The sequence below is a fragment of the Paenibacillus nitricinens genome, from assembly GCF_052056485.1.
Classification (GTDB): domain Bacteria; phylum Bacillota; class Bacilli; order Paenibacillales; family Paenibacillaceae; genus Paenibacillus_AQ; species Paenibacillus_AQ nitricinens.
Genome location: NZ_CP183948.1, coordinates 681,430 through 708,270, shown reverse-complemented (window position 1 = coordinate 708,270; position 26,841 = coordinate 681,430). Strand labels below are relative to the sequence as shown.

The 26,841-nt window shown below is 46.5% G+C and carries 24 protein-coding genes and 1 pseudogene; 7 read left to right on the top strand and 18 right to left on the bottom strand.

What is annotated here, in order from left to right; all coding sequences use genetic code 11:
* Positions 1-48: 48 nt before the first annotated feature.
* Positions 49-1,101, top strand: coding sequence for an LCP family protein (locus tag ACN6KS_RS03225; RefSeq protein WP_094870709.1), 1,053 nt, complete (start codon positions 49-51; stop codon positions 1,099-1,101).
* 122 nt (positions 1,102-1,223) lie between these two features.
* Positions 1,224-2,540 (top strand): glutamate-1-semialdehyde 2,1-aminomutase, encoded by a 1,317-nt coding sequence (locus tag ACN6KS_RS03220; protein WP_440961325.1) that lies wholly within the window; start codon positions 1,224-1,226, stop codon positions 2,538-2,540.
* A gap of 146 nt (positions 2,541-2,686) precedes the next feature.
* Here ACN6KS_RS03220 and ACN6KS_RS03215 read toward each other — a convergent pair whose 3' ends face one another.
* From ACN6KS_RS03215 to ACN6KS_RS03175, 9 genes are all read right to left on the bottom strand, one after another.
* A complete protein-coding gene (locus ACN6KS_RS03215; protein WP_440961324.1) occupies positions 2,687-3,232 on the bottom strand; it encodes a hypothetical protein in 546 nt (181 codons plus the stop codon).
* A 174-nt stretch (positions 3,233-3,406) separates the two neighbouring features.
* The gene (gene def / locus ACN6KS_RS03210) at positions 3,407-3,958 is read right to left on the bottom strand and encodes a peptide deformylase (RefSeq protein ID WP_094870731.1); all 552 of its coding nucleotides are present in this window, start codon (positions 3,956-3,958) and stop codon (positions 3,407-3,409) included.
* A gap of 100 nt (positions 3,959-4,058) precedes the next feature.
* Entirely contained in the window at positions 4,059-5,351 is a 1,293-nt protein-coding gene (locus ACN6KS_RS03205) for a stalk domain-containing protein (protein WP_440961323.1), read from the bottom strand.
* Positions 5,352-5,478: 127 nt separating this feature from the next.
* Positions 5,479-5,739, bottom strand: a complete 261-nt coding sequence (locus ACN6KS_RS03200) for a hypothetical protein (protein ID WP_094870713.1) — start codon at positions 5,737-5,739, stop codon at positions 5,479-5,481.
* A gap of 15 nt (positions 5,740-5,754) precedes the next feature.
* Positions 5,755-6,639: an inositol monophosphatase family protein gene (locus tag ACN6KS_RS03195; RefSeq protein ID WP_094870714.1), complete on the bottom strand. Its 885-nt coding sequence runs from the start codon at positions 6,637-6,639 to the stop codon at positions 5,755-5,757.
* Positions 6,640-6,880: 241 nt separating this feature from the next.
* On the bottom strand, positions 6,881-7,888 hold the full coding sequence (uvsE, locus tag ACN6KS_RS03190; RefSeq protein ID WP_094870715.1) for a UV DNA damage repair endonuclease UvsE: 1,008 nt from the start codon (positions 7,886-7,888) through the stop codon (positions 6,881-6,883).
* Entirely contained in the window at positions 7,885-8,202 is a 318-nt protein-coding gene (locus tag ACN6KS_RS03185) for a hypothetical protein (protein ID WP_094870716.1), read from the bottom strand. Before ACN6KS_RS03185 ends, uvsE begins: the two co-directional genes overlap by 4 nt.
* Before the next feature lie 47 nt (positions 8,203-8,249).
* A complete protein-coding gene (locus ACN6KS_RS03180) occupies positions 8,250-9,341 on the bottom strand; it encodes a D-alanine--D-alanine ligase (RefSeq protein WP_280788342.1) in 1,092 nt (363 codons plus the stop codon).
* A 22-nt stretch (positions 9,342-9,363) separates the two neighbouring features.
* Positions 9,364-10,395 carry an amidase domain-containing protein gene (locus tag ACN6KS_RS03175; protein ID WP_440961322.1) on the bottom strand — a complete coding sequence of 344 codons (1,032 nt, stop codon included), beginning with the start codon at positions 10,393-10,395 and terminating at the stop codon, positions 9,364-9,366.
* 270 nt (positions 10,396-10,665) lie between these two features.
* On the opposite strand from ACN6KS_RS03175, the gene acnA reads away from it, so the two are divergent.
* Positions 10,666-13,407, top strand: a complete 2,742-nt coding sequence (acnA, locus tag ACN6KS_RS03170; protein ID WP_094870719.1) for an aconitate hydratase AcnA — start codon at positions 10,666-10,668, stop codon at positions 13,405-13,407.
* 479 nt (positions 13,408-13,886) lie between these two features.
* Here the strand turns inward: acnA and ACN6KS_RS03165 are convergent, their stop codons facing one another.
* Positions 13,887-14,630 carry an IclR family transcriptional regulator gene (locus ACN6KS_RS03165; protein ID WP_094870720.1) on the bottom strand — a complete coding sequence of 248 codons (744 nt, stop codon included), beginning with the start codon at positions 14,628-14,630 and terminating at the stop codon, positions 13,887-13,889.
* A gap of 271 nt (positions 14,631-14,901) precedes the next feature.
* Here ACN6KS_RS03165 and ACN6KS_RS03160 point away from each other — a divergent pair, with 271 nt between their 5' ends.
* Both ACN6KS_RS03160 and ACN6KS_RS03155 read left to right on the top strand, forming a co-directional pair.
* Positions 14,902-15,942 carry an alpha/beta hydrolase gene (locus ACN6KS_RS03160; RefSeq protein ID WP_076285877.1) on the top strand — a complete coding sequence of 347 codons (1,041 nt, stop codon included), beginning with the start codon at positions 14,902-14,904 and terminating at the stop codon, positions 15,940-15,942.
* A 188-nt stretch (positions 15,943-16,130) separates the two neighbouring features.
* Positions 16,131-17,309, top strand: a complete 1,179-nt coding sequence (locus tag ACN6KS_RS03155; protein WP_440961321.1) for a Fe-Mn family superoxide dismutase — start codon at positions 16,131-16,133, stop codon at positions 17,307-17,309.
* A gap of 121 nt (positions 17,310-17,430) precedes the next feature.
* On the opposite strand, the gene folE is transcribed toward ACN6KS_RS03155, so the two are convergent.
* The 5 genes and pseudogenes from folE to ACN6KS_RS03130 all read right to left on the bottom strand — a co-directional run bounded on the left by folE (position 17,431) and on the right by ACN6KS_RS03130 (position 20,903).
* Positions 17,431-18,024 carry a GTP cyclohydrolase I FolE gene (gene folE, locus ACN6KS_RS03150; RefSeq protein ID WP_042123940.1) on the bottom strand — a complete coding sequence of 198 codons (594 nt, stop codon included), beginning with the start codon at positions 18,022-18,024 and terminating at the stop codon, positions 17,431-17,433.
* Between the two features lie 45 nt (positions 18,025-18,069).
* Complete coding sequence (locus tag ACN6KS_RS03145) at positions 18,070-18,321, bottom strand: YneF family protein (RefSeq protein ID WP_042123938.1); 252 nt, start codon at positions 18,319-18,321, stop codon at positions 18,070-18,072.
* A 129-nt stretch (positions 18,322-18,450) separates the two neighbouring features.
* A pseudogene (queG, locus tag ACN6KS_RS03140) lies at positions 18,451-19,647 on the bottom strand (tRNA epoxyqueuosine(34) reductase QueG); the annotation flags it as partial.
* A 37-nt stretch (positions 19,648-19,684) separates the two neighbouring features.
* Positions 19,685-20,293, bottom strand: coding sequence for a signal peptidase I (gene lepB / locus ACN6KS_RS03135; protein WP_256990523.1), 609 nt, complete (start codon positions 20,291-20,293; stop codon positions 19,685-19,687).
* Between the two features lie 190 nt (positions 20,294-20,483).
* The gene (locus ACN6KS_RS03130; RefSeq protein WP_036676822.1) at positions 20,484-20,903 is read right to left on the bottom strand and encodes a GNAT family N-acetyltransferase; all 420 of its coding nucleotides are present in this window, start codon (positions 20,901-20,903) and stop codon (positions 20,484-20,486) included.
* 479 nt (positions 20,904-21,382) lie between these two features.
* Here ACN6KS_RS03130 and ACN6KS_RS03125 point away from each other — a divergent pair, with 479 nt between their 5' ends.
* Complete coding sequence (locus ACN6KS_RS03125; RefSeq protein ID WP_042184652.1) at positions 21,383-21,991, top strand: superoxide dismutase; 609 nt, start codon at positions 21,383-21,385, stop codon at positions 21,989-21,991.
* 933 nt (positions 21,992-22,924) lie between these two features.
* Here ACN6KS_RS03125 and mutY read toward each other — a convergent pair.
* Positions 22,925-24,298 (bottom strand): A/G-specific adenine glycosylase, encoded by a 1,374-nt coding sequence (gene mutY, locus ACN6KS_RS03120; protein ID WP_280788345.1) that lies wholly within the window; start codon positions 24,296-24,298, stop codon positions 22,925-22,927.
* A 37-nt stretch (positions 24,299-24,335) separates the two neighbouring features.
* Entirely contained in the window at positions 24,336-24,734 is a 399-nt protein-coding gene (acpS, locus tag ACN6KS_RS03115) for a holo-ACP synthase (RefSeq protein ID WP_440961320.1), read from the bottom strand.
* Positions 24,735-24,941: 207 nt separating this feature from the next.
* Here acpS and ACN6KS_RS03110 point away from each other — a divergent pair, with 207 nt between their 5' ends.
* Positions 24,942-25,763 carry an alpha/beta hydrolase gene (locus ACN6KS_RS03110; RefSeq protein ID WP_440961319.1) on the top strand — a complete coding sequence of 274 codons (822 nt, stop codon included), beginning with the start codon at positions 24,942-24,944 and terminating at the stop codon, positions 25,761-25,763.
* Between the two features lie 171 nt (positions 25,764-25,934).
* On the opposite strand, the gene nadE is transcribed toward ACN6KS_RS03110, so the two are convergent.
* Positions 25,935-26,744, bottom strand: coding sequence for an ammonia-dependent NAD(+) synthetase (nadE, locus tag ACN6KS_RS03105; RefSeq protein ID WP_094870726.1), 810 nt, complete (start codon positions 26,742-26,744; stop codon positions 25,935-25,937).
* Between the last annotated feature and the right edge of the window lie 97 nt (positions 26,745-26,841).

Below are 26,841 nucleotides of genomic sequence, written 5' to 3'. Positions count from 1 at the left end.
AAAGAAATTATAATGTAGAGAATGTGAATGCGAAAGGAAGAACGAGAAATGCCACCTAGAAAGAAAAGGCACGCAAAGACTGGTAAGTCAAAAAAGAAACCTCTGCTTTGGACACTGGCCATTATACTCTTACTTATTATCGGTGGAGCCATTTATTACTTTACTTCCATTGTCAATGAGCTTGGCAGCATGTCGAACACCGAGGATTCACCATTTAAAAATGCCGAGACTGTTGATGTTGACACGCCAGAACCTCCAAAGTGGGAAGGTACAGAGCCTGTTAATATACTACTAATGGGCGTGGATGCCCGCGGTGTCAAGAAGGGGGAAATTCCTCGTTCCGATACAATGCTCGTCGCCTCACTTGATCCCGTGAAGAAGAAAATCACCGTATTCTCAATTCTTAGAGATACTTACGTTCCGATTCCAGATCACGGAGAAAAACGTATTAATTCAGCTATCATTTATGGGCCTAACACGGCGATGCAGACTGTAAGCGACCTGCTCGGCATCCCGATTCAATATTATGTCTACACGGACTTCCAAGGATTCATCAAGCTAGTAGATGCCGTTGGTGGTGTAGATTATGAAGTCGAGAAAGACATGGTGTACAAGACCATTGCAGATGGTCCCGAGTATGACATTGATCTTAAAAAAGGATATCAGCATCTCGACGGTAATAAAGCTCTGCAGTATGTACGTTTTCGGCATGACGCTACCTCCGACTTCACTCGGACCGAGCGCCAGCGTGCATTTCTCAAGGTTGTGGCTGACAAACTGATCCAGACCACATCCATAATCAAGCTACCGAGTATCCTGTCTCAAGTTACGCCTTATATCGAAACCAATCTGTCAGTAAATGATATGTGGAAGCTGGCAACCGTCGGGTACGACAGTACTATGGGCGGTAGTGAGCAAATTCCGCCGATGGATCTGCTCAAAGAGGAAACTACAAGTGACGGATCACAGGTTATCGGCATTCGCAGTGAAAATAAGTTAAGGGAATTTGTGCAGGATACCTTAAATGGTCCTGAGCCAACGCCTACACCATCACCTTCATCAGAAACTACTTCAAATAGTAGTACTAGCGGAACCCAATAAAGATCTGACAAGCAACGTTCACAAGTAGACACTACAGGCAATGGTATAATACGGGCGGACAGCGGAAACACCGTTGTTCGCCCGTTGCCATGAGCATCAACAATCGAAAGGATGATCACATTATGAATCGTTCCACATCTGAGCAACTTTATCACGAAGCCCTTCAACATATTGTTGGAGGTGTAAATAGCCCTTCCCGTTCTTTCAAAGCCGTTGGGGGCGGAGCACCTGTATTTATGAAACGTGCCAGTGGATCTCACTTCTGGGATGTAGATGGCAATGAATATATCGATTATCTCCAAGCGTATGGACCGATCATTACCGGCCATGCTCACCCGCATATAACGAAAGCAATTACTACAGCAGCAGAAAATGGTGTTCTTTACGGAACTCCAACAGAGCTCGAAATCAAACTTGCGAAAATGCTAAAAGAAGCCATTCCCTCAATGGATAAGGTGCGGTTCGTCAATTCCGGTACCGAAGCGGTTATGACTACCATTCGTGTAGCTCGTGCTTATACAAAGCGCAGCAAAATCGTAAAATTTGCTGGCTGTTACCATGGTCATTCCGATCTGGTGCTCGTAGCAGCAGGATCAGGACCTTCTACACTTGGCATTCCGGACAGCGCCGGTGTTCCAAGCAGTATTGCACAAGAAGTAATCACCGTTCCTTTTAATGATCTGGAAAGCCTGCAAGAGGCACTGGAGAAATGGGGCGAAGATGTCGCAGCGGTAATGGTTGAACCGATCGTCGGTAATTTCGGTATGGTGATGCCTAAACCAGGCTTTCTAGAAGGGCTCTGCAAGCTGGCTCATGCTAACGGCTCCCTCGTTATCTATGACGAAGTCATTACGGCCTTCCGCTTCCACTATGGTTCCACACAGACGTATGCAGGACTGGATAATCATGAAGACATTACTCCTGACCTTACAGCCCTCGGCAAAATCATCGGTGGCGGCCTGCCGATCGGTGCTTACGGTGGTCGTAAGCATGTAATGGAACAAGTAGCACCGCTAGGACCAGCTTACCAAGCGGGAACAATGGCGGGAAATCCTGCTTCCATTTCCGCAGGGATTGCCTGTCTGGAAGTGCTGAGCGCAGAAGGCGTATACGATGAGATGGAACGTCTTGCGATTCGCCTCGTCGATGGACTCCAGGAATCTGCTGACCGTCATGGCATTCCACTGACGATTAACCGCATCCGTGGTTCATTCTCTACTCATTTCTGTAAGCATCCAGTTACGAATTACGATGAGGCACAGGATACAGATGGCGAATTGTTCGGTAGCTTCTTCCGTCACATGTTGAACCGAGGGATTAACCTCGCCCCTTCGAAATATGAAGCTTGGTTCCTAACGACAGCACATACAGATGCGGATATCGACGCTACGCTGATTGCAGCAGAAGATTCATTACGCGCTATGGCGGCTGAGAAATAAGACGTTATTTACAGCCACTAAACATACTAAAACCTACCACCAAGCTTGGTGGTAGGTTTTTTTGCATTGGCACTATTCGAATTCAATTTGCTTGTCCAATATAATCTCTGTCATGGTAGGTCGAAACATTTGGTCTCCTCCGGGTATTAAGGCAATTGAACCGTATCCAGATCCGCTGGCAGCGGTGGCGAGACCAAGAATTGCATTTGTGTATGAGCGCCCCCTCCGTGACCTCCATGCGGCTGGATTTCATAGGCTGCCTCGCTCAAAATCTCCAATGTTAGAGCCGGTTTAAGATAAACGTGCTCCACTGTTTCTTTTAAATACTTAATCTCCACAGTAACTATACTGAGCGTTTCATACTGCATAGCATGTGTAAGTGTATACTCGCAATCTTCGAGGACTGTCCGCTTCACAATTGGAAGAACGCCGAGCAGTAAACCGGGCTCTTCCCAATATTTCCGTCTGGGCACAGCCTCATTCAGACTGTGTATATACTGTACAATCTGAGCAGTGTCCATCTCGAATCTAGTTGACCACTCCTCAAGGAGCTCACTTTCGGGGGAGAACCGTTTTTTGCCTGTTATAGCTTTACGTTCCTGAATCAGAGTCAAAATCTGCTCATCAATCTGCTTAACCTCATCATTATATTCGTTGACCACGCCTCTTATTGGCATTCTACCCCACCCCATTTCATAACCTCCTTCTGATAATAAAATTAATTTCTACCCATTAGCTACATGGTACCTCCTTTGGATTAATTTGTAAAATATTTGAAATCATTCAATCTTGCAGATAGAAAAAAAGCATGTGCCCCTCAGCTTAATGCTGCAAGACCACACGCTTTATGATTCGGAGATTTTCTTTTACTCGTACAAGTTACGGATTTCCACTCCCTGAGGAAGCTTGAATGGATTTTCCTTGTTGATTCGGTCGTAGAACATGATCCCATCGAGATGATCAATCTCATGCTGGATGATGATGGCTTGGTAGCCCTTAAATTTAAGGACCACTTCCTTCCCCTCAAGATCATATCCCTTTACCTTCACAGATTCATAACGAGGTACAAATCCATGCACCGGCCGATCAACGGACAGACACCCCTCGCTCTCCGGTAAGTACACCATGGTTAGTGAGTGACTGATGATCTTAGGATTAACCCAAGCATGCTCTACAATTCTCCCTCTCTCGTCCGTAGAATACATCACGAACATACGCTTCAACAGTCCGATTTGATTCGCTGACAGACCTACGCCCGAACGTAAATTGTATTCTTCGGAGATCTCCGGATCCTGGCTGTTCTTCAGAAACTGAAGCATACATTGCAGAGTCTCACGATCCTCCTTCTGTAAAGGAAGCTCCACCGGCTGTGCCACGGTACGAAGCACGGGATGACCTTCCCGTACAATATCATCCATTGTGATGATATATTCAGCACTAAATTTTGAACTAGACAATATTCCATCCACCTTTGCCTTACGGGCTTAATTTAAAGTACTTATGGTATAGTATGCAGATTTATGGATTTATGAAAGCCGTTCGCAGTTTGCTACTATAATTAACATCAAATCCAAGTCCGGTCGCCAATGCGGCAAGGGGAAGATAAGTTTTATCTTCTTTGCCTACCTTTTGCAGAAAAGCAGGGGTATCAATGGCTACATTCTGTCCATTCACCTTAATAAATTTGCTGCCGATCGTGATTACAACAGTCCGTCCACCGTATTCAATAGTCGCACTGGAGGTCTTATTATCCCACTTTCCATTAGCGCCTACGGCATTTAGAATATCTTTAAGCGCCAAGAAGTTCTGACCATTCTTAAGGATGGGCTTATTCGGCGTATTTAACTCTACACCCTTTACAACAATCGACATCGGTACAGTATCTGCAGCCATCGCCATTACAGTGGGAATGCGGTATTCCCCCCATTGTAATTCAGCAAATACTTTTGCAATGATCTCGTATCCGAGCTGCGTAGGGTGAAAATCCGCTTGTCCGGCCCCGATAATATGCGTGAGTGATCCCTCTGAGCCGGCAAACTTTGCCGCTACATGAGCTACTACTACATTTGCTCCTTCTTGATTCATACTTGCAGCCACACGATCTGCCGAATCCGTAAATTTCGCTGCTGCGGTCATCAATTTAGTGTACATCGCACCAAGAGCGATCTTAGGAGCAGGCTGATATTGATCAGCCAGTATAATTGTTGCTTGTGGATTTATCGCACGAATATTCTCAAGACTTGCCTTCACATTCGTATTGTAATCCGCCAGCTTCTGCTCCAGCTGAGATTCGAAATCTGTATCTGTCAGCTCCTTAACCTGTAAGAAAAGACGGCTTACATCATTCCCCCCAATTGTAATCGTAATCAGATCGGCTTCCTTCAGCTCTGATGCAATCTGAGGGGTTAATTTTATGAATTGGTCTATCCGCGGATCTGGAAGACCTGACTGAATACCTTCAGCCGTAATCACTGAGCCATCCTTGATTGCCCCTGTGTAATTACGTAATCCAGCAGTAGTCAGTCCTAAAATACCATAATTGGTAAGCTCGCTCCTGCCATGATACCAACCCTGCTCCAGTAGTCGCTCCGCATAGCCGTAAGGCTTGGTATTCACATCCGTCATTCCCGGCTCATATCCGGCAGTAATCGAATCGCCAAGAGCTACGATGCGAAAGACATCCTGACTTGCATCTTGTGTTGCAGACGTGTCAGCTGCATTTGCCGATCCGGCACCTACGCCAATCAGCACAGATAACAAAAGCATACTGCTTGTGCTGGCTGCTAAAATTCTTCTCCACTTGCTTAGCATCGTATCCCTCCCAAAATGTTCTAATTCTCATTCTACCATCCCTGATAGCAACGCAAAAGAGCGGCCACCCATATTCGGGAAACCGCTCTGATAATCACAATTATTATCACAGCTAGCAACGAATGTCTTATTCTTTATTGGAATCCTCTTGTGAATTCAAATTTTTCCCGGCACGTTCCAGATATTTATCATAACGCTCGTCTAGTTCACGTCCAATCTTACGGTACCGCAGCGTCTCCTCCACAATAGGATCCATTGTGGTCTGGATACGAATCTCATACTTCGGAGAGATCTCACGGATTTCTTTAGCTATACGGTCACCCTGTTCCATCTCTCCATCAACCAACATTTCGCTTAGCTTGCGTTCAAGATCATCCTTCTCGCTCATGATGCATCGTCCTCCCTAAAGCTTATATCCTGTTGCTTCAGCATTCTTCAGTGACGAAACCAAATATTCGTGAATATGACCATTACTTGCAACTATATGACGAGTGCCAATATCATATGGACGCCCAAGCGTATCCGTAATTCTGCCCCCTGATTCCAGCACTAGAAGTACTCCTGCTGCACAATCCCAGGGGCTTAAGCCTACTTCCCAGTATCCATCTACCCGACCTGCCGCCACATAAGCCAAGTGTAGAGCAGCTGAACCTCCTGCGCGAATACCACGAATCTGTGGAAGAATGCTCTGTAGTCCTGCCATATTGACAGGCTGCGCAAATTCACGGTCCGGCGGAAAGCCCATAGCAATCAAGCTATCTCCAAAAACGTTCTCTGTAGATACTGAGGTAGGAACACCATGCATGTAGGCTCCCTTACCTTTTTCAGCAACGAACATTTCATCACGAATCGGATCGTAAATTACACCAACCGATAATTCTCCACGAATCACCAAAGCAATGGAGACACAGTAAAACGGAAATCCGTGTACAAAATTAGTCGTACCATCTACAGGATCTACAATCCACAGATATTCATGCTCACGAGCTTCTTCCAATGCAGCCGTCGCTGCTGCTGCTCCCGGGGATACGCCTTCCTCACCAAGGATCGCATGATCTGGATAATGTGTCAGAATCAATCGGCGGATCATCTGTTCAACGCCTTTATCTACTTCCGTAACCAGATCCTGAGCCGATGTTTTCGTACTAAGTTCATTCACCAGACCCTGTCTGCTCTTTATCCACTCTCCTGCTTTGGCAGCAGCATTAATGGCTACCGCCGTATGTCCCTTGCTCGTTACTACATAGGGTTCACGTTCGGTCTTACCCTCTGGTTTTATAGGACTCATATCTTCACTCCGCTTCCTTGAACATAATCGCCATTGGCATGAAATTTTTAGCAATCCTATTCACAATACCGTTCAATACGCCAAAACGTTCTCAAAGTTCCGCCATAGGGATACCCATTTCTATGATCCCTTGAATGTTAATCTAATCGTAATAAAGTTTCATTCAACGTACCCTATTTCAAGTTACATATCAAGTCATGATAGGGCTCGTATTCGGGACCTATCGCCTTATTTTCATTGTTTAAGGTTCAATATTCACACTTGCCCCATTTAATACGGAAATTCCGTTACCGGCATCAGCCAGCTCCTTCATTGCTTCCATCAATCCAAATAACGCACCATCTTTTAGTTTTGCCTCAATCATAACATCGAGAGCAGGGGTATCTGCAGCTATTCGCTTTAAAAAAGCTACCAATGGCGCAGGCTCCACACCATCTGCATGGCTGCGTGGATCAGACGGACTGCGCGGACTAGATACATGAATCTTAGGCGGCAAAAGCTCTCCCGATGGAACATCCTTCTGCGCAAGCTCGCTCCGCCATGTCTGCTGAATGTCAGGCCACAGCTCCCAAGGGAGCTCTCCTTCATTGTTCACCCATTGATGGTGAATATCCAGCACCATCGGCAGACCTACATTCTGGCAGACTGCCAGTGTCTCCGGGGCTGTGAAGGTCTTATCATCATTCTCCAGCGTAATCCGCGCCTGCAGCGCTGCTGGTAGCTCGCGGAAATGCTCCTCGAACCGCTTGGCTGCCACCGGCTTGTCCCCGTAGGCTCCGCCGATATGAATATTGTTCTTCGCCATGGCAGGAAGACCCATGGCATTCAGCATGTCCGTGTGGTGCTGCAAATCCCGGATGGAACTTACTAGCACCTCAGGACGGGGTGTACTAAGCACTGTAAAGTGATCTGGATGAAAAGACACCCGCATCCCATGCTTTTTCACATATTGCCCCACTTCCGCGAATTCCTCAGCGAGCGCAGCAAACGGATTCCAATCCTGTAAATCAGGATGCGTCGCTAGAGGAATCAGCTTAGAAGTGAGACGATACACGAAGATGTCCGAACCCACATTATGCTTCATTAGTCGCAGTGTATTATGCAGATTCATCCGAGCCAGGTTCTCCAGACGACGAAGTGCCGCTTCACGGTCATCCAGCTTCTTGAAGGAGGCCATCGTCATGGTTTTGGATGGAGAGCAGTCTTTAATAACGGTGGACATCGCTACATATCCAAATCGGACTATCATCCCTGCGATCCAAAAAACATTTCATCTGCTAGTGCAGTCTGTACTTTGGATTCTTCTTCATTCAGTTTACGCACGAGTTCCATTTCGACCGCTGTAACCTCATGCCCCTGAAAATTAATCTCTGCAATCGAAGCAGAGATTTTGACAATCGCTACAGCTACATTCTCAGGCGTGTAGGCAATCACCTTCTGACCTGTCGGATATACGCGAAAGCCCTGCTTCACCATTTTGGTACGCCCGTACTCCAGCAGCTCGTACAGCTCTTGTTCATTTTTGAACTTACAGACGGAATTGAATTCAGTTTGAAAACCCATATTTTTTCGCCCCTTTCTAGTCGGTATAAACCCGCTGGTAGCTTCAATTACTCATTGTCATACTTAAGACCTTGTTTGAAATTATAGCGCTCTAAAGCTAACTCAATCATACGGTCTAGCAGAGCTCTATAGGACACACCTGTCTCACGCCACAATAATGGATACATGCTGTAAGGCGTGAAGCCGGGCATCGTATTCACTTCGTTTATTAGAATTTTACCATCCGATCTCCGCAGGAAGAAGTCCGCCCGGGTAATCCCGCTACCCTCAATCGCTCGAAAAGCGGTTATCGCGGACTCCCGCAAATGATCGGCAACTTCAGAATCTACTGGCGCAGGAATCATCATTTGCGATTTACCGTCCGTATATTTAGCTGCGTAGTCATAATATTCTCCAGAAGAAACGATTTCACCCGGAACAGAGGCCTCTGGCTCATCATTTCCGAGCACACCGACCTCTACCTCACGAGCATCCACGAATTCCTCAATAATGACTTTGGTGTCATAACGGAAGGCGAAGTCTATAGCTTTTACAAGACTTTCCTTATCAGAAGCCTTAGAAATACCTACACTTGAGCCCAGATTAGCAGGCTTTACGAATACTGGATACCCCAGTTTATCCTCTACACCCACAATCAACTCATGACTTTTTCTTTTCCAAGCACTGATATTAAAATAGCAATATTCACACTGATCCAGACCTGCATCAGCGAATAGCTTCTTCATAACAACCTTATCCATCCCTGCCGAAGAGGCAAGAACACCAGCCCCAATGTAAGGAATATTCGCCATTTCGAACAACCCTTGAATTGTACCGTCCTCGCCATACGTGCCGTGCAATAGTGGGAACATGACGTCCACCGCTTTATCCGCACCGGATAGTCCACTAAATACTACATTCAGAGCTGTGCCCATATCTTCCGTTGCATCTGAAAGCTTAAGCTGCTCTACCTTACTGTAAGGTGCCGATAACGTCTCTCCGACTTTCCACAAGCCCTGTTTTGAGATATAAAAAGGGATAATCTCATATTTATCGTAATCAAATGAGTTCATCACGGCAAAAGCCGTCTGTAGTGATACCTCATGTTCTCCGGATTTGCCCCCGTACGCCAGCCCTACGGTTAGTTTTGCGTTCCCCATACCTTTATAACCTCTTTCTGTCTTATAAATAGTCGTTAATATGAAAAAAACGGTATTTCGTTTGATCCGTCCATGCGTAGGAATCACGATAGTCCCAGAAGCGATGACGACTGCTAACGGTACGTGCATTCACAAGCGGCATGCCACCAGCATCAAAGGCTGTGACGATCGTGCTGTGCTGATATTGCCCGTTACCATCCCAGTCATATTGAATGATATCGCCCAGCATCAATTGCTCCGGCCGCTCCATAACTTCCGCACGCAAGCCACTGCTCCGGCTAACGCTCAAATAGCGCTGCAGACTGTCTGATACAGCCCAGCTATAACTCCACCATTCTTGTTTTCCTTGGTAGCCTTTGTACCACCAGCCCGTTTCTCTTTTACCAGTATAGTTGATAGGCGCGCCCCCTGCAAAGAGGCATTGGGAGACATAATTCGTACAATCCACCTCAAATGTTTCGAACTCCGGATTCCCGTCTTTCCACCAACGGTCGGCATAAGCCACCGCTTCTTCACGATTGTAGCGAACCTCTCTTGAACCAGAAATCTCCCCAAGAATATTCCGGTTTAGAAGGGGCTGTGATGGCAGCGGAGCAGGTAAAGCTTCCCCCCATTTGGACAACCTGCCTGATAACTCCGCCTCAGCTCTATGAACTGTATTCCTTTCGGGAATGGTTCGTTCTATAGCAGCGATTTCCCAGCCCCCTCCGTCCCGCACAAAGGTCAACCGCTCCAGCTCAACCCTATCCTCGCGGTGGTTTACGCCTCCTTTTTCATAATAAAGTGCACTATGCAGCGTAACCTCTGCTACCACCTCAGTCGGAGTCTGCCGGACGGTCCGTAAAGTCTTTACACCCGTTTCCCCACGCAGCGGAGTGATTCCACGAGCGGTATACCATTCAGCGATACGGCGTGAACGTTCCCCTTGCTCCACCAGAAAACGCGGATCTTTAACGGATACGGAAACTGTTTGCGATGAGGACTTAGGTTCCACCCTGGCCTTATTCACTTGATCTACATATACATATAGACTCTGCTTCCACTGTTGTTCCATTATACTCGCACCCCTTCATTCCCTTTTAACTACTGCTCTATGTATATGAAAGGAAACAGGCCGCTATACAGATCGCTTCAATTTACATGGTAGGGCATATGCTTTGCTTATAGCTTACGTTTTAGAGGTAACTCTAAATGGTTTCTGAGATGCGATATTCGGGCTTTATATATAGGAAAAAAAACTTTACTCCCCTCTTTGTAACCGTTATAATTAAATAACATGCAATGTGAAATTGAGTTTCAATAGATGAAACAAGGAGGCGCACATATGCCAAGCAAGGATCATTTCTCGTTGGCCCGCACCCTGGAATCAGGTGGCAAATCTTATCGCTATTATGATCTTAACTCCCTTGAGGAACAAGGATTGGGCTCTATCTCTTCCCTTCCTTTCTCGATCAAAGTATTACTTGAGGCGGCTGTTCGTCAATTTGATGGACGGGCGATTACAGAAGAACATGTGAAACAATTGGCTGATTGGTCAGGCGACATTGATCGCAATAAAGAAATTCCGTTTATCCCTGCTCGTATCGTACTTCAGGACTTTACCGGTGTTCCGGTAGTCGTAGATCTGGCTGCTATGCGTGATACTGTAAAGAAAGCCGGCGGAGATCCTAAACAGATCAACCCGCTCGTTCCCGTTGACCTTGTCATTGACCACTCTGTTATGGTTGATGCTTTCGGTACGGCAGACGCTTTGGAATATAATATGAACGTGGAGTTTGAGCGTAACGAGGAACGTTACCGTTTCCTTCGCTGGGCACAGACCGCTTTCAATAACTTCCGCGCAGTTCCTCCAGCTACCGGTATCGTTCATCAGGTGAACTTGGAGTATTTGGCTTCCGTAGCCACTACTAAAACTATCGATGGTGAAACTGTCGTTTATCCAGATTCCCTTGTTGGAACGGACTCCCACACTACTATGATCAATGGACTTGGTGTTGTAGGCTGGGGTGTAGGTGGTATTGAGGCTGAAGCAGGTATGCTCGGACAACCGCTCTATTTTGTTACACCAGATGTAGTGGGCTTCAAGCTTACAGGCAGCCTTATCGAAGGGGCTACAGCAACAGACTTGGCACTGACAGTTACTGAAATGTTGCGTAAAAAAGGCGTAGTCGGCAAATTCGTCGAATTCTACGGTCCTGGTCTTGCTAACATCAGTCTTGCTGACCGGGCAACGGTTGCTAACATGGCGCCGGAATACGGAGCAACGATCGGTTTCTTCCCTGTAGATGAAGAGACACTTGCTTATCTTCGCAGCACAGGTCGTCCAGATGATCTGGTCGAGCTCGTTGAATCTTATTACAAAGCACAAGGCATGTTCCGTACTTCGAATACGCCAGACCCTCAGTTCAGCGATTTCATTGAACTTGACCTAGCTTCTGTCGTCCCAAGCTTAGCTGGACCAAAACGTCCGCAAGACCGGATCGAGCTTACGCATATGAAAGAGAATTTCGAAGGAATTATCCGTACACCTGTAGACAAAGGCGGTTATGGTCTCAGCGATGAGAAAATCGCCCAAGTTGTAGAAATAGAACATAAAAATGGCACCAAAAGCAAGCTAAGCACAGGCGCGGTCGTGATCGCAGCGATTACAAGCTGTACGAATACTTCCAACCCTAGCGTTATGCTTGGTGCAGGTCTTTTGGCGAAAAAAGCTGTGGAACGTGGTCTGACCAAACCAGCATACGTGAAGAGCAGCTTGACTCCAGGATCATTGGTAGTTACTGAGTATTTGGAAAAAGCAGACCTGCTGAAGCCACTTGAAGCACTGGGCTTCTACTTGGCGGGATATGGCTGTGCTACTTGTATCGGTAACTCCGGTCCATTGCCTGAAGAGGTTAGCCAAGCCATCACTGATAACGATATGACCGTAGCTGCTGTAATCTCCGGTAACCGTAACTTTGAAGGCCGCGTACATGCTCAGGTCAAAGCCAACTACTTGGCTTCACCGCCGCTCGTAGTTGCTTACGCACTGGCTGGCACTGTAAATATCGATTTACAGACTGAACCGCTCGGATTTGATCCACAAGGTGAGCCAGTATTCCTGAAGGATATTTGGCCAACCACTGCTGAAATTCGTGAAGCCATTGGTCTCTCCCTTAGTCCGGAGATGTTCCGTCGTAAATACGAGAATGTATTCACTGCTAATGAACGTTGGAATTCTATCCCTGTTCCACAAGGCGAGCTGTATGAGTGGGACGATAACTCCACGTATATTCAGAATCCGCCATTCTTTGAGCATCTGGCAGACGGTCTGGGAGACATCAAGGATATCAAGGATGCACGCGTTCTGGCGTTGCTTGCTGATTCCGTAACAACCGACCATATCTCACCTGCAGGTAATATCTCTACCTCTGGTCCTGCCGGCGAATATTTACGCGATCATGGTGTAGAACGTGCAGACTTCAACTCCTACGGCTCACGCCGCGGAAATCATGAAGTCATGATGCGTGGTACATTCGCTAATATCCGGATTCGTAACGCAGTAGCTCCAGGTACAGAAGGCGGAGTTACAACCTTCCTGCCAAGTGACGAAGTCATGTCCATCTATGACGCTTCCATGCTGTATCAGGACGCTGGACAGAATCTCATCGTTATCGCCGGTAAAGAATACGGCACAGGAAGCTCACGTGACTGGGCTGCCAAGGGCACACTTCTGTTAGGTGTTAAAGCTGTTATTGCTGAGAGCTTTGAGCGGATTCACCGCAGCAATCTGGTTGGTATGGGTGTGCTTCCACTGCAATTCCAGGAAGGCCACGGCTGGAGCAGCTTGGGACTGACCGGACGCGAGACCTTCAACATTACCGGTCTCGATAACGAGGTGACGCCAAGCCAAGATCTAACTGTTACCGCTACCCGTGAAGACGGTACTCAATTTGACTTCCCTGTTACTGCACGACTCGACAGCACGGTTGATATTGATTATTATCGCAATGGTGGTATTCTACAAACTGTACTTCGTCAAATGCTGGCAGATGCCACAGATTCTTCGGCTGTATCGGTAGAATAGGTTTAATAAGGAATGTCTCGCGTCCACGAGTGGCTGTGAGGCAGTTCCTTGTCGCTGGAGCGCCCCAGTAGCCGATTGTTGGCTGCTGGGGCTTCTTTGTTTGCTTGGACCCTTGCCCTGAGTCTAGGGGTTCAGGGGTAGATTAGCGTCTTCTGAGTCCGGATGGCTCGGGAGATATCAGAAGAACAACCTAGATTACTGGTAAACTAGAACGGGTTACGGCGTTTTTACTCTAGTGTTCCAGCTCTGGTATTACGACGTTACGCGCTTCTGAGCATCTCAGCATAGTAAGCAGTGGATTGCCAAAGGCAACACTGAGCTCGGTTAGTCGTCAGGTACCCATTATTCGACAAAATCAAGCCCCCCTTACTCAAAAAAACAAACAGCGATCCTCCAATAACGGAGAGATCGCTGTTCTGCTTCTTAACGGTCTGTCTCATTCAGCGAAAAACACACTTTATGAGACCACCCTGTTTTTCCTATGGAATCATCATACCCATTTCACTTGCTGCTTCCTTCAAGATGGCGGCATACTCCACTAACGTATCCCTAGACAAGCGGCTGACCGGCCCTGACAGCGATAATGCCGCAATCACATTTCCACTACGGCCTGTGACAGGTACAGCCACAGCGGCCGCACCAGACTCACGTTCTTCGAAACTAGTAGCATACCCTAACCGGATGATCTCATTAAGCTGATCTTTGTATACACTCTTCTCAACGTAATCCGGCCACTCCGAACTCTCCAGCAGCGCTCTCAACACCTCAGGCGGTGCATACGCCGCTAACACCTTACTCGACGCACCTACGGATAATGGCAGCCTCGCACCGATCTGTGCGACTCTACGAATCGCCTGCTGGCTCTGTACCGCCTGAATACGTACGCGTTCAATACCATCCCGTAAGTAAAGACTTACCGTCTCTCCGAGTCGATCTCTCAGCCGTTCCATAGATGGCAGCAATACCGCTGCCGACTCGTCAAAAGCAGGCAGATGCGTAGACAACTCCCAGATGCGTATACCCAGCCTGTATTTTTCTGTCGCCGGATTGCGAATAAGAAAGCCCTTTTCCTCGAGTGTTGCCAGCAATCTGTGGACTGTACTCTTATGTAAGTCAATCTTTGATGCGATCTCTGTTAACCCTAAATCACTGTCCTGCGTAAAACAAAGTAATATGTCGAGCGCACGTTCTACCGCGCGTACCGTTAGCTTTCGGTCCTCCACAGTAATCCCCCCTCGTGTTTCATCAAGTGAAACGCGGTTACATTATAATTAACTCTATCTTAGTGCAAAACTCTACGGAAAGTCCAGTATATTCACTGAGCCGAAAAAGACTGGTCCGCACTTTACAGTTACATTACAAAACGGTCCAATTCATTGACTTTGTAAGTGCTTCAACTTACGATAAACATATTAAATATACTAATGCTTTAGTATCATTTTCGACAAAATATCCTAGGCACTAGTACTCACATCATACTTAGGAGGGGACCTTATGGATCTGACAACCAGCCGAGCAGGCACGTCAGTCTCCCGTCGTCCTAAACTACCTAAACAGGGCAGTTCATCACGACTATCGCTGCGGATGATCCGTGTTAAGCATATTATCGTTGCATTGCTATTATCTATATTCTTCTTTTTAGCATTTTGTTTTGTCTCGCTTCATGGCTACATCGCTTGGGTGCTGTCCAATCCAACCGTTGCGCCACTGTATTCCAATCCTATGATGGCCAAAGGCCTCGCCTACGAGGATGTAACCTTCCCAGCTAAGGATGGCAGTCGCATGATGAACGGCTGGTATATTCCAGCCAAGGATGCCACTAAGACTATCGTGTTCAGTCATGGCTATGGTGCCAACCGCGAAGAGTCTTGGGTACCTATGTACGATCTCGCGCACTATGCACACAGTCTGAATTTCAATGTCGTAATGTTTGATTACGGATTTGCTGCCCAAGGTAATAAGGATATTGCAACCGGCGGCAAAAAAGAATCCCAGCAGCTTCTAGGCGCCATTGATTTCGCAAAGGAACGCGGGGCGAAAGAGCTAGTTGTTTGGGGCTTCTCCATGGGTGCTGGCACAGCACTGCAGGCAGGATTAGTATCTGAGGACATCGACGCGATGATTCTGGACAGCACCTTTTTGTTAGAACCAGACACGCTGTATCATAATATCAAGCAGAATATCGATCTGCCGCGCCAACCTTCCCTGGCGATCATGGAAATGCTGTTCCCGGTACTGAACGGTACGGGACTAGATCAAATTCCTTATGCCAAGGTTAAGTCCAAAGATTATCCTTTCCCTATCCTATTCATGCATGGAACCAAAGACGATAAAGCCCCTTATCCTATTGCCGAAGAACTAGCAGCAAATCAGAACAATCCGTTCTCTGATTCCTGGATCATCGAGGGTAGTCATCATGAGCTGTTGTTCCGCGAGCATCCCCGTGAGTATTTGCGGCGGGTCTCCGCTTTCTTAGGGAATGTCCATTTGGCCAAAAATAATAATGGCGATCAGCCAGCGATGGCAAGTAACTAACTAAGTTCTAATAACCATACGAACAGCCTCTTCCAGGGACAGAAAGAAATATATCCTAGGAAGAGGCTGTTTTCATCCCCAGGAAAAAAAGAAGCCCAAGAGTCACTCTAAGTTTATGTTCTTCATAACCTTCCAAGACCGTTCATATAATGGACTGATAAAGACATATCACGGGAGGTTTTCTTGGCATGCTATATGTATACGGGCCGATGCTGCCAGTACGTATTCTGGAAGAAATCGGATTTTGGAAAACTCAAGAGAAAGAGCATACTGAGGTCATCAAAGCGATCGTACCTAAATTAGAGGATCCTTATGTGAAACTCCTCGATGAATGGGCCGTTGTTTTTGGTGCAACAGAGCAGGCGGCACAGCAGCTATTGAATGCTGCCCTTTCCGCTTCTCCTCCACCACAGGCAGAACTCACTGCGGAAACGGAAAAACTGCTACATATCTCCTGCAATCAATCCCAAGAGTTCGTCCGGCAGCTCTTTGCCATCATGGAGAGCAGCGCGGCGGTCAAAGCTGTCCCCCTTGCAACTACTGTGATTCTGCATATTATTCGCGAATCAGAATACTTCCTCGCCGTACTGCAGACACTCAGCTCGCCCGGAAAACTTTCACAAATCATGCGCGATTATAAAGAGGATTATGTCGTAAGCATCGATACAGACGATATCACGCGAAATGATGGATTCTCTACTTTTACTGATACTGTTCCTGATATCCGCGATAAAAACGACGCGGTACCCATTGGCGGCCATACGCTACCTCCCTTGCCTTACGCCTATAATGCACTAGAACCTTATATTGACGAAAAGACGATGAGAATTCATCACGATAAGCATCATCAAAGTTATGTAGATGGATTAAACAAGGCTGAAGTTAAATTAGCAGATTCCCGTAAGAACGGTGACTTCGATCTCGTTAAACATTGGGAGAGAGAATTAGCCTTTAATGGCGCAGGCCACTATCTTCACACGATCTTTTGGAACGTGATGTCTCCGCAAGGCGGGGGGCGCCCAACAGGTGCTTTATTAGAAGCTATAGAACAAAGCTTTGGAAGCTATGACAGCTTCAAGAAACAGTTCACCGAAGCTGCGAATAAAGTAGAAGGTGGCGGATGGGCCATTCTCGTCTGGAGTCCACGCAGCCATAGACTAGAAATTCTCACTGCAGAAAAACATCAAAATTTATCGCAATGGGACGTTGTTCCGCTCTTGGCCTTGGATGTATGGGAACATGCCTACTATCTGAAACATCAGAATAATCGTGCGGATTATATTAACGATTGGTGGAAGGTCGTCAACTGGCCATATGTGTCAGAGCGTTATGCCGCTGCCAGTAAACTGGCATGGAAGCCTTACTGATCACTTTCCACTTCGTAGAAGACATCACTTCTATTCGCTTATATTGACCCAAAAGGACCGATCACTCACAAAAAGTGAATAATCGGTCCTTCTAATTTCGAGGCATAGACACCTCTATATACTATTCTTTAATCAAGCTCAGAAACTCCGCACGAGCGGCGGCATCCTCCCGGAAGACCCCTCTAGTAGACATGGTTACCGTCTTACTTCCTGGCTTCTTCACTCCACGTGCGCACATACAAAGATGTTCACCTTCCACTACGACCATAACGCCGTGAGGGCTTAGTACCTCCGTCATAATATCCGCAATTTGCGTCGTAATGCGCTCTTGAACCTGCAAACGCCGACTCACTGCTTCAACTAGGCGGGCTAATTTGCTGAGTCCAGCAATTCGTCCGCTCGGAATGTATCCAATATGCACTTTACCGAAGAAAGGAGCCATGTGATGCTCACATTGGCTGTAATAGACGATATCCTTCACGATCACTAGCTCTTCATGAGACTCATCAAAAGTAACACCGAGCGCCTCGCGGGGATCTATCGAATAACCGCCGAATATCTCCTCGTACATCCGCGTAACACGTGCTGGTGTTTCAAGCAGTCCCTCGCGGCCGGTATCTTCACCGATTAATTCTAATATTTTCTCAACGTGATACTCGATTTGCTCACGGTTCTCTGATACTTTACCGTTCACGTATTCATTGATGTTTCCCATGATGTCTCCCCCTTCCGCACCCGTATAATTTCTATCCGGACCCGGTTACTTACTTCTACGTTTATTCCCTTTAGCTGCTCCTGGTCGGGCACCTGTCTGGTTCTGATTCTTCATCATCTGTTGGGCACGTTGCATTTGTTTCCCATTCAGGTTATAACCCATTTGTTTCGCAACCTTTTGCAGCATTTCAGGATCATTCTGCATAGTTGTCATTTGTCTGCGCAGATAATACACACCGATAAAAAATCCACCGATGAGACCTACGACCAATGTAATAATAGGTAATGCGATATTCATCTAAAGCCCACCTCTACACTCTATTGTCTGCATCGCCATATGGCGCGCGAATCTATCATAGCATTTCGAGAACTGGACAGCAATTGGGAATATGCAACCTGTCTATGATCTTTTTCCTTCATTAACATCACTGTCCTCTCGTGCCTGCTTCGCAGTAAAGAGCACATCCTGTGCCCGGCTCAGCATTTCTTTTACCGTGTCATGCTCTTCGCGATCTAAAGCCGATTCAACAGCAGCTAGAGCCTCCTCACCACCGATGCGTCCCAGCGCCCAAGCAGCCGTGCCTCGCATCTCAGGCCGCGGCTCTTTCAGAACAATTTCTGTTAGCTTAGGCACAGCCTCTACTTCCTTGAAATTACCGAGAGCGATGATAGAATTTCGTTGCATTGGTTTTTTGCCTCTCCAGGCAGCAGAGCTATTTCCGAATTTCTCTTTGAATTCACGATTGCTAAGATCCAGGATCGGCATTAACAATGGCTTCACGATCTCAGGATCAGGCAGCATCTGAGGGCGATGATTCCAGTTCTTCCCTCGATTCTTGGGACATACAATCTGGCAGGTATCACAGCCGTATAGACGATTGCCAATCTTGGTCATGTATTCGTCACTCAGAAATCCTTTGGTCTGCGTCAAAAAAGAAATGCAAGCCTGCGCGTTAAGTTGACCCGGACCCACCAGCGCGCCGGTTGGACAGGCATCAATGCACTTGGTACATTCCCCGCAGCCTTCTTCAACAGGTTCATCCGGAGCAAAAGGAATGTTCGTAACCATCTCCCCCAGATAAATCCAGGATCCCCATTTGGGCGAGATGATGGAACAGTTTTTGCCGCTGAAGCCTATTCCTGCTCTCTCCGCAACTGCTCTATCTACCAACACACCGGTATCGACCATACTTTCCAGCACAGCCTCCGGCACACGTTCATGAATAAAGTCCTCTAACTTACTTAAGGCCTCCCTCAGCACATGATGATAATCCCTGCCCCATGATGCTCGGGCGAGAATGCCTCTACGCGCACCTGGCTCAGACTTCGGGGGATTCTCCATTTTGGAAGGGTACGCTACTGCAATTGCAATAATTGACAAAGGCTTGTCCCCGGATGACAGTGCTGGAATCGTCCTTTTATCCAAATCTGGTTCCTCGAAACCCGATTCATAACCTTTGTCCCGATGGTCTTGCAGAATATTTTTTAAATATAAAAAAGGCTCTGCTGTAGTAAACCCGATATCATCAATACCGAGTGACGTCGCAGCCTCCTGAATTTCCGCTTTAAGCTCTGCCCACTTGGAAGGCGGGGGTGCGTACGGTGACTGAAAAGTATTGTTCATTTCCGCCTTCTCCTTTTCATATCGTTAATAATCTTTCTTATAATCCTTTCAGTTTAGACAACGGCCACCAGATATAATCCGCTCTGCCTACAATCATGTCCTGAGGGATCGAGCCGAAATAACGGCTATCTTTGCTTGCTGAAGCATGACGGTTATCTCCCATGACAAAATAATTTCCGCTCTCCACCGTTAACGCCGCGAAATCCGGGTCTTCAATCTCGGTATCTATATACGGCTCATTCACTATTTTCCCATTCACATATAACTGGTGATCCTTCACTTCTATGATATCTCCAGGTATGCCAATGACACGTTTCACTAAAAAATCCTTTCGACTAGGCCCCGTACTAGGATCATGAAGAATGACGACATCCCCGTGTTTTGGGTTTACAAACATCAATGAAAGCTTATTAATAAAGAGCCTCTCACCTTCCACAAGCGTTGGCTGCATAGACTGACCTTTGACCGTTGATATATTGAACACAAAAATATTAAGAACCGACATTACCGCAAAGACAACTACCGCTGTAAGCAACCATTCCTTCAGTTCCGCGGCCAAACGACCTCCAAAGCCTTTCTTTGATCTGGAGGATCTATGTCTTTGCTTCCGATTACGCATGAACTCTACTTGGGACTCCTGACTCAATATGTCACCTCTTATTCTCAATTATTGATGTCTATACTTGCAGATATTATAACAATAAAAAAGCATATCTCCCAGCCATTAGTAATGGACTTCTGGAAAATACGCTTGAGTATGAATGAAACAGACTATATCATCAACTATAGTTCTTTATTTAGTAAATGTTTCCGCTTACGCATCTGAGTGACCGAAATTACCCAACAATGCTCAGCTTCCGGACAGATTTGAAAATTTGATTCTCGCTATATCCCATAGCTTCATACAATGGCAAGGCAAAAGAATTATGCTCATCGACAGCTACGTAGATACCACTAACCTTACGAGCTTGAAACCTGGATTCCATAGCCGATACCAGACTTCTACCGACTCCTCTGCGGCGATAATCAGGATGTACAGCAATCCGGAAATAACAACCGTGGTTTTTCTCAATCGTACCAATCAGTGCTCCAACAATTTCTTCTTCATCTTCCGCAACTACAATGAGATCTGAATCCCATGAAAGCTGCCTGGAGAAAGGCTCGATAGTGTTCTCGAAACATTCTTCCGATAATGCTGTTTGCAGCAAATCAGTCACAGGGCTAACGTCGCTTAATTGAAAGGAACGAACGTGCATTCTTTAAAATCTCCCTTGTCTATGGCTTATGAATTTAACAAAAAGAAGGGGTTCCCTTAACATTGAGAAAATAAAAAAAAGCATCAAATACCGAGGAATACCTGCTTTTAAATCTATTAAAGCACACTTTTCTCGTGATATCATCATTTTTCTTTTGAAAGCGCTTAATATCAAGCGTTTACATTTTGACTAGGATTCATTGTTTCATTATAAGGGTAATTATATTGATATATGTCTATAGGGTGAAGGCTCTTTCTTTTAACATTCTAAATACAATTGATATTCCTGTTTACATTCCAATTATACTTTATAAACATTTATGTTTGTTTAGTGTTGCATTATTGATCCAGATACTGTTTAATTAAAGTATCCTATTGGGAGATACCCTATAGTACATATCAACAATAAAGAATTTTGACGATAAACCGCCGAAGTTCTTTATCTATACAAATTCTAATATACTCAGGAGGGATTTTTCCATGGCATTTCAATTACCAGCACTTCCTTATGCAAACAACGCACTCGAACCACACATCGACGCTTTGACGATGGAAATTCACCATGATAGACACCATAACACATATGTGACTAATCTGAACGCAGCTTTGGAAAAGGCACCTGAATTGCAAAGCAAAAGCATCGAAGAACTTCTTACAGACCTGAACGCTGTACCAGAAGCTATCCGCACTGCTGTTCGTAACAATGGTGGCGGACACGCTAACCATACCTTGTTCTGGGAAGTTATCGGACCAAACGGCGGCGGCGCACCAACTGGCGCACTTGCAGCAGCTATCGACAGCGAGCTGGGCGGATTCGAAAAATTCAAAGAAGATTTTGCAGCAGCAGCAACTACTCGTTTCGGCAGTGGCTGGGCTTGGCTAGTTGTTAAAGATGGCAAACTGGCAGTAACAAGCACACCTAACCAAGACAACCCAATCAGCGAAGGCGCTACTCCGATCCTCGGACTGGATGTATGGGAGCACGCTTACTACCTGAACTACCAAAACAAACGCCCTGATTACATCAAAGCGTTCTGGAACGTAGTAAACTGGGAAGAAGTTGGCAAACGTTACGAAAGTGCGAAATAAGGAATTAAATTACGGATAAAGTCATAGCCTTCAAGGCTGTGGATTTACCGTTTAACTAAGTATAAACAAAGAAGGTATCTCCGAGCTGTTATGGCTCAGGGATACCTTCTTTGTGTTTGGGTCGTTTATTTGGGTGGGGTGTGTAGAGAGTTTGTTTGAGACTAATTTCGTTTAGAAGCAGATTTGTTAAAAACAAGGTTCGTTAGTAACAGGGTTTGTTAGAAACAAATAGGGTGGATCTTTATCCTCGGACATCACTTTTTTACTCCGCTTGAATGCAGATCAATGAGTGTGGAACGAGACTGCCCTTTATCGTACCGCTGTTGAAAAGACGCCTAAATGAGGCATTCTGCTTCTAATTAGGGAATAACTCCCTCTAATTCTGCTCATAAACACTTAAATACGAGTAATTAGGGAAATCCTCCCTCTAAATCATCCATATTGGAGCATAATTCAGGTATTCACCCAAATTAAAGGGAGTTTTTCCCTAAAAAGATCAAATACAGATCCCGTGGTCAGTTTATAGGGAGGAATTCCCTTTAAACTGACCACAGGGATGAGGTAAGTGATCATGTTTAGATGCGTACGCCACTCTCTCTTCACGCACAACATATATATACAACACATTTAACTGTATCAATGCATTTAACACATCAAACTGCATCAACTCACACAGCACAATCGACGCATTCATCACATCTTAAATATCTACACATTCGACTCGCTCAGCACATTCGACGCATTTAACACATCTAAAACATCTACATATTCATCTCGCTCAGCACAATCGACGCATTTAACACATTTCCTACTCCAGAGACTTTGGATGCATTTCTTAATTCATCCACTTCAGCGTAATTTACTTACTTCAGACACTTCTCATATATCTGCTGTTTCTCTTACAACTCATTCTTTTGCCACATCGGATAATCTCTACTTCCCCGACTTCGCCAGCTCTTCCTGCTCGTCGAAATAAAGGTTCAGCAGCTTCAAGAAGACATTAGGAAACGCATAATTAGCCATGTCCTCACGGCTGATCCAGCGAACAGCTCCGCCATCCTCTGGACTAGCATTACCATCCTCAAATTTCTCAATGGGCACCTTACTGTCCATCTCTGGGAACAGGCCTGCTTCCGCGGTGTAGGCTGCCCGTCCTTCTGCCGCTATTGGCAGCGGAAGGGCGTCCTCCTCCCTGCAGCGATACACCTGCAGGGTCCACACGATATGGCTGAAGATATGCTCAGCAGCCATCCAGTGCTCCTCAGGCCGGGCGGAGATCCCGGCCTGCCGCAGTGACCGGCGCAGCCGGTCCCGCGCCGCGGCCTCCGGCAGCCGCGCGCTCTTAGCGCCGCCTTCGGCTGGCGGCGCCTGCCAGTGCGGCAGCTCCCACATGCGGGCTAACAGCCCGCTTTGTGGCCGCTGCCGGATGAGCACTTGGCCCGCGTGGGCACCGCGGCCCTCGATCAAGGCTGCCAGCCGCTCCTCTGGGCGCGGCGGCTTGGCCTTGGTCTTGACGGGCAGCGAAGTCTCGCAGCCCGCCAGGCGCGCAGCGCAATGCTCCATCACCGGGCAGGTTAAGCAGCTCGGTGATTTCGGGGTGCATACGAGCGCCCCGAGCTCCATAAGCGCCTGATTAAAGGAGGCAGCTTCCCCCTCTGGGATCAGCTCAGCCGCCAGGCGCTCCATTTTCACGCGGGTGGGTCCCTTAGCGATATCATCCTCGATGAGGAAGTATCGGGACAACACCCGCATTACATTACCATCTACCGCTGGCTCCGGCCGATTAAACGCAATACTGAGAATAGCCCCTGCTGTGTAAGGACCCACTCCCTTTAAGCTGAACACCGCCTCACGATCATTCGGCACCTGTCCCCCATAAAGCTCCTTTACCTGCTTGGCTGCATGCTGTATATTACGTGCGCGGGAATAATACCCTAAACCTTCCCAACACTTAAGCACGTCTTCTTCAGGGGCATCAGCGAGTGACTCCACCGTCGGAAAACGTTCAATAAAACGATTAAAATAAGGGATTACCGTGTCTACCCTTGTCTGCTGCAGCATAATTTCAGAAATCCAAATATAATAAGGATTGCGATGCCTGCGCCAAGGCAAATCCCGCTTCTGCCCTTGATACCACTCCAGCAAATGATAACTGAAATATTGCTTGGCCTCCCGCAGCTCCTGATCTTGTTTATCTTGTCCTTCTTTTAAATCCACCTGTTTTTGTCGTTCATCTCGCTCTAACAAATCTTGTCCTTCTCGTGCTTCTTCTCGTTCCTGCAAAACCTGTCGTTCTTGTTGTTTCATTGTAACTCTCCTTGCCCTTCTATAATCACGGTTCAATTCATGAACCTAGCTCCTCCACCACCGCAAAAGCTGAAGCCAAATCACGGCCATGTGTTATCGTAAGATGAATGATATACTTCTGTCTTTCAGGTAGATCTAGTCTGCTCCAGGCTTCGCATGATAAGGTTACTTCCGGCTTACCTTTACGGTCAGGTAATATCTCAATATCCTGAAAACCAACCACATTACCAATGCCACAACCTAAAGCCTTCACAACGGCTTCCTTGGCAGCAAAACGCCCGGCTACGAACTCAGCCAACCTTCCACCTCGTTGCTCAGCAAGCTGGTACTCTTGCTCCGTTAGGATGCGCTGGTTAAATTTTTTCCCCTGTCCCCTAAGCATTACCTCAGAGATTCGCTCAATTTCTAACACATCATGTCCGATTCCGTAAATCAAAATTTCACGCTCCTTATGGACGTGTATCCTATACTACTTCAATAATGGTATGATCATTATACAGGTCTTTCATTTCAATTTTTAATTATAGTCCTATAAGATTCTTTCTGCTATCTTAAAAGAAAATGCTTTGGAAGTCTATCCAGATGCCTTCGTGATGGACTTGCTGATTTACTTCATTTATATATAGAGAGAGGGGATTACCCTATGCAGCATCGTAATTTCGAAATACCCGCTGGTGAAGACGCTGTTCTCCGCTGCTCACACTTTCCTGCCCAAGAAGCACCTAAGAGCCTTATCGTTATTGCACACGGCTACAAGGGCTTCAAAGATTGGGGGATGTTTCCTTACATAGCCACTACTCTCAGCCAAGATCATGAAGTGATCACCTTCAACTTCTCACATGCCGGAATCGGAGAGGATCTGCTGCATTTTACCGAGCTTGAGAAATTCGCCCGCAACACCTTTCGTCGCGAGCTGAAGGATATAGAAATACTGTTGTCCTACCTTAGCCAGCACCCGAAATTTGGCAGCTTGCCCTTATTCCTTCTCGGGCATAGTCTTGGAGGGGGAATTTGTCTGGTCTACACGCTTGACCATCCCAATGAAGTTAGCGGGGTCATTTCCTGGAACGGGGTTACGAAGCTCGATTTGTTGACGGAAGAACAAAAGCAGGAGATGAAGCAAACAGGACGAACCCACGTCCTTAATGCACGCACGGGCCAACAAATGCCGCTGGATGCTGTTATTTTAGAAGATATGGAGAACCAACAAGAACGTTATAACATCCTTGAACGCATGAAGACAGCGTCCTTCCCAGTTGTTCTTATTCAAGGCAGTCTGGATGGAGTGCACCTCCGGCAAGGATCTGAGCAGCTCACTGAACTCCGACCCGATATTAACTGGGTTCATATTCCTGAGGGTAATCATACCTTCGGTACTGTGCATCCTTTTGCCGGCACTACCCCACAATTGGAGCTTGCGATTGCTTCGACCACTGATTTTATCGATCAAACGCTGGCTAACTAAAATTCTTGTAGCTTATCCATCTCATAAAATATCCCCACAAAGTGAGGCTTTGCTTTGATGAATACTCAGATACTTTTTTTGGGACCCCAAATATATACTTTCTGATATGATAAAAACCGCCACGAGAGCTGCTACAACGCAGATCCGTGGCGGTTTCTACTGCTACCTATTCTAAATTCCAGGAATGACATTGCGCTTATGCGCCGTTCTCCGGTAATAATTCTCGAGTTTCTCAGCTACCTCAGGCTTAACCTGCTTGCCTTCCAAATAATCACTATTATCGTCATAAGTAATGCCCAGCTCGGTTTCATCCGTCTGACCCGGCCATAAGCCTGCCGTAGGTGCTTTAGTAACAATATCCGCAGGCACACCAATATGAGCAGCTAATTGACGAACCTGACGTTTATTAAGTGTGGATAGAGGTGTAATATCTACAGCGCCATCCCCCCACTTGGTGTAGAAACCCGTAATGGCTTCTGAAGCATGATCCGTTCCTACTACAATCAGATTGTTCTCAAAAGAGAGCGCATATTGCATAACCATACGTGTTCTCGCTTTAACATTACCCTTGCCTTGATGGGTCATATGACGATGTTGCCCCAAGGACTTCAGGCTATGCTCAACTTCAAGCGCAATCTCATTTACAGCTTCCTCAATGTTTGTCTCCACGGTATGGGTCAGATTAAAGGCTTTAGCGACATCATAACTGTGCTGGATATCCTCTTGAACACCATATGGCTGGTAGACGCCAAGCGTAATATACTCTGTGCCTTCTTGAGCCGACAGCTCGTCCGTAGCCAGCTTACATAGACCTGCAGCTACCGCGCTGTCCACCCCGCCGCTAATGGCGATCAATAATCCTTTGGCCCCTGCCTTCAGCACGTACGACTTTAAGAAATCAACCCGTTTGCGTACCTCATCTTCTACATCAATCGTTGGCTTCACACCAAGATCAGCAATAATTTCTTCCTGTAAACTCACAAACCACACCCCGTTCCATCAGAAATGGTTCCATATCCATCAAAATATCCATACCAAGTGAAGCTCTGTGCTTCTAAGTATATTCTATCCCATTATC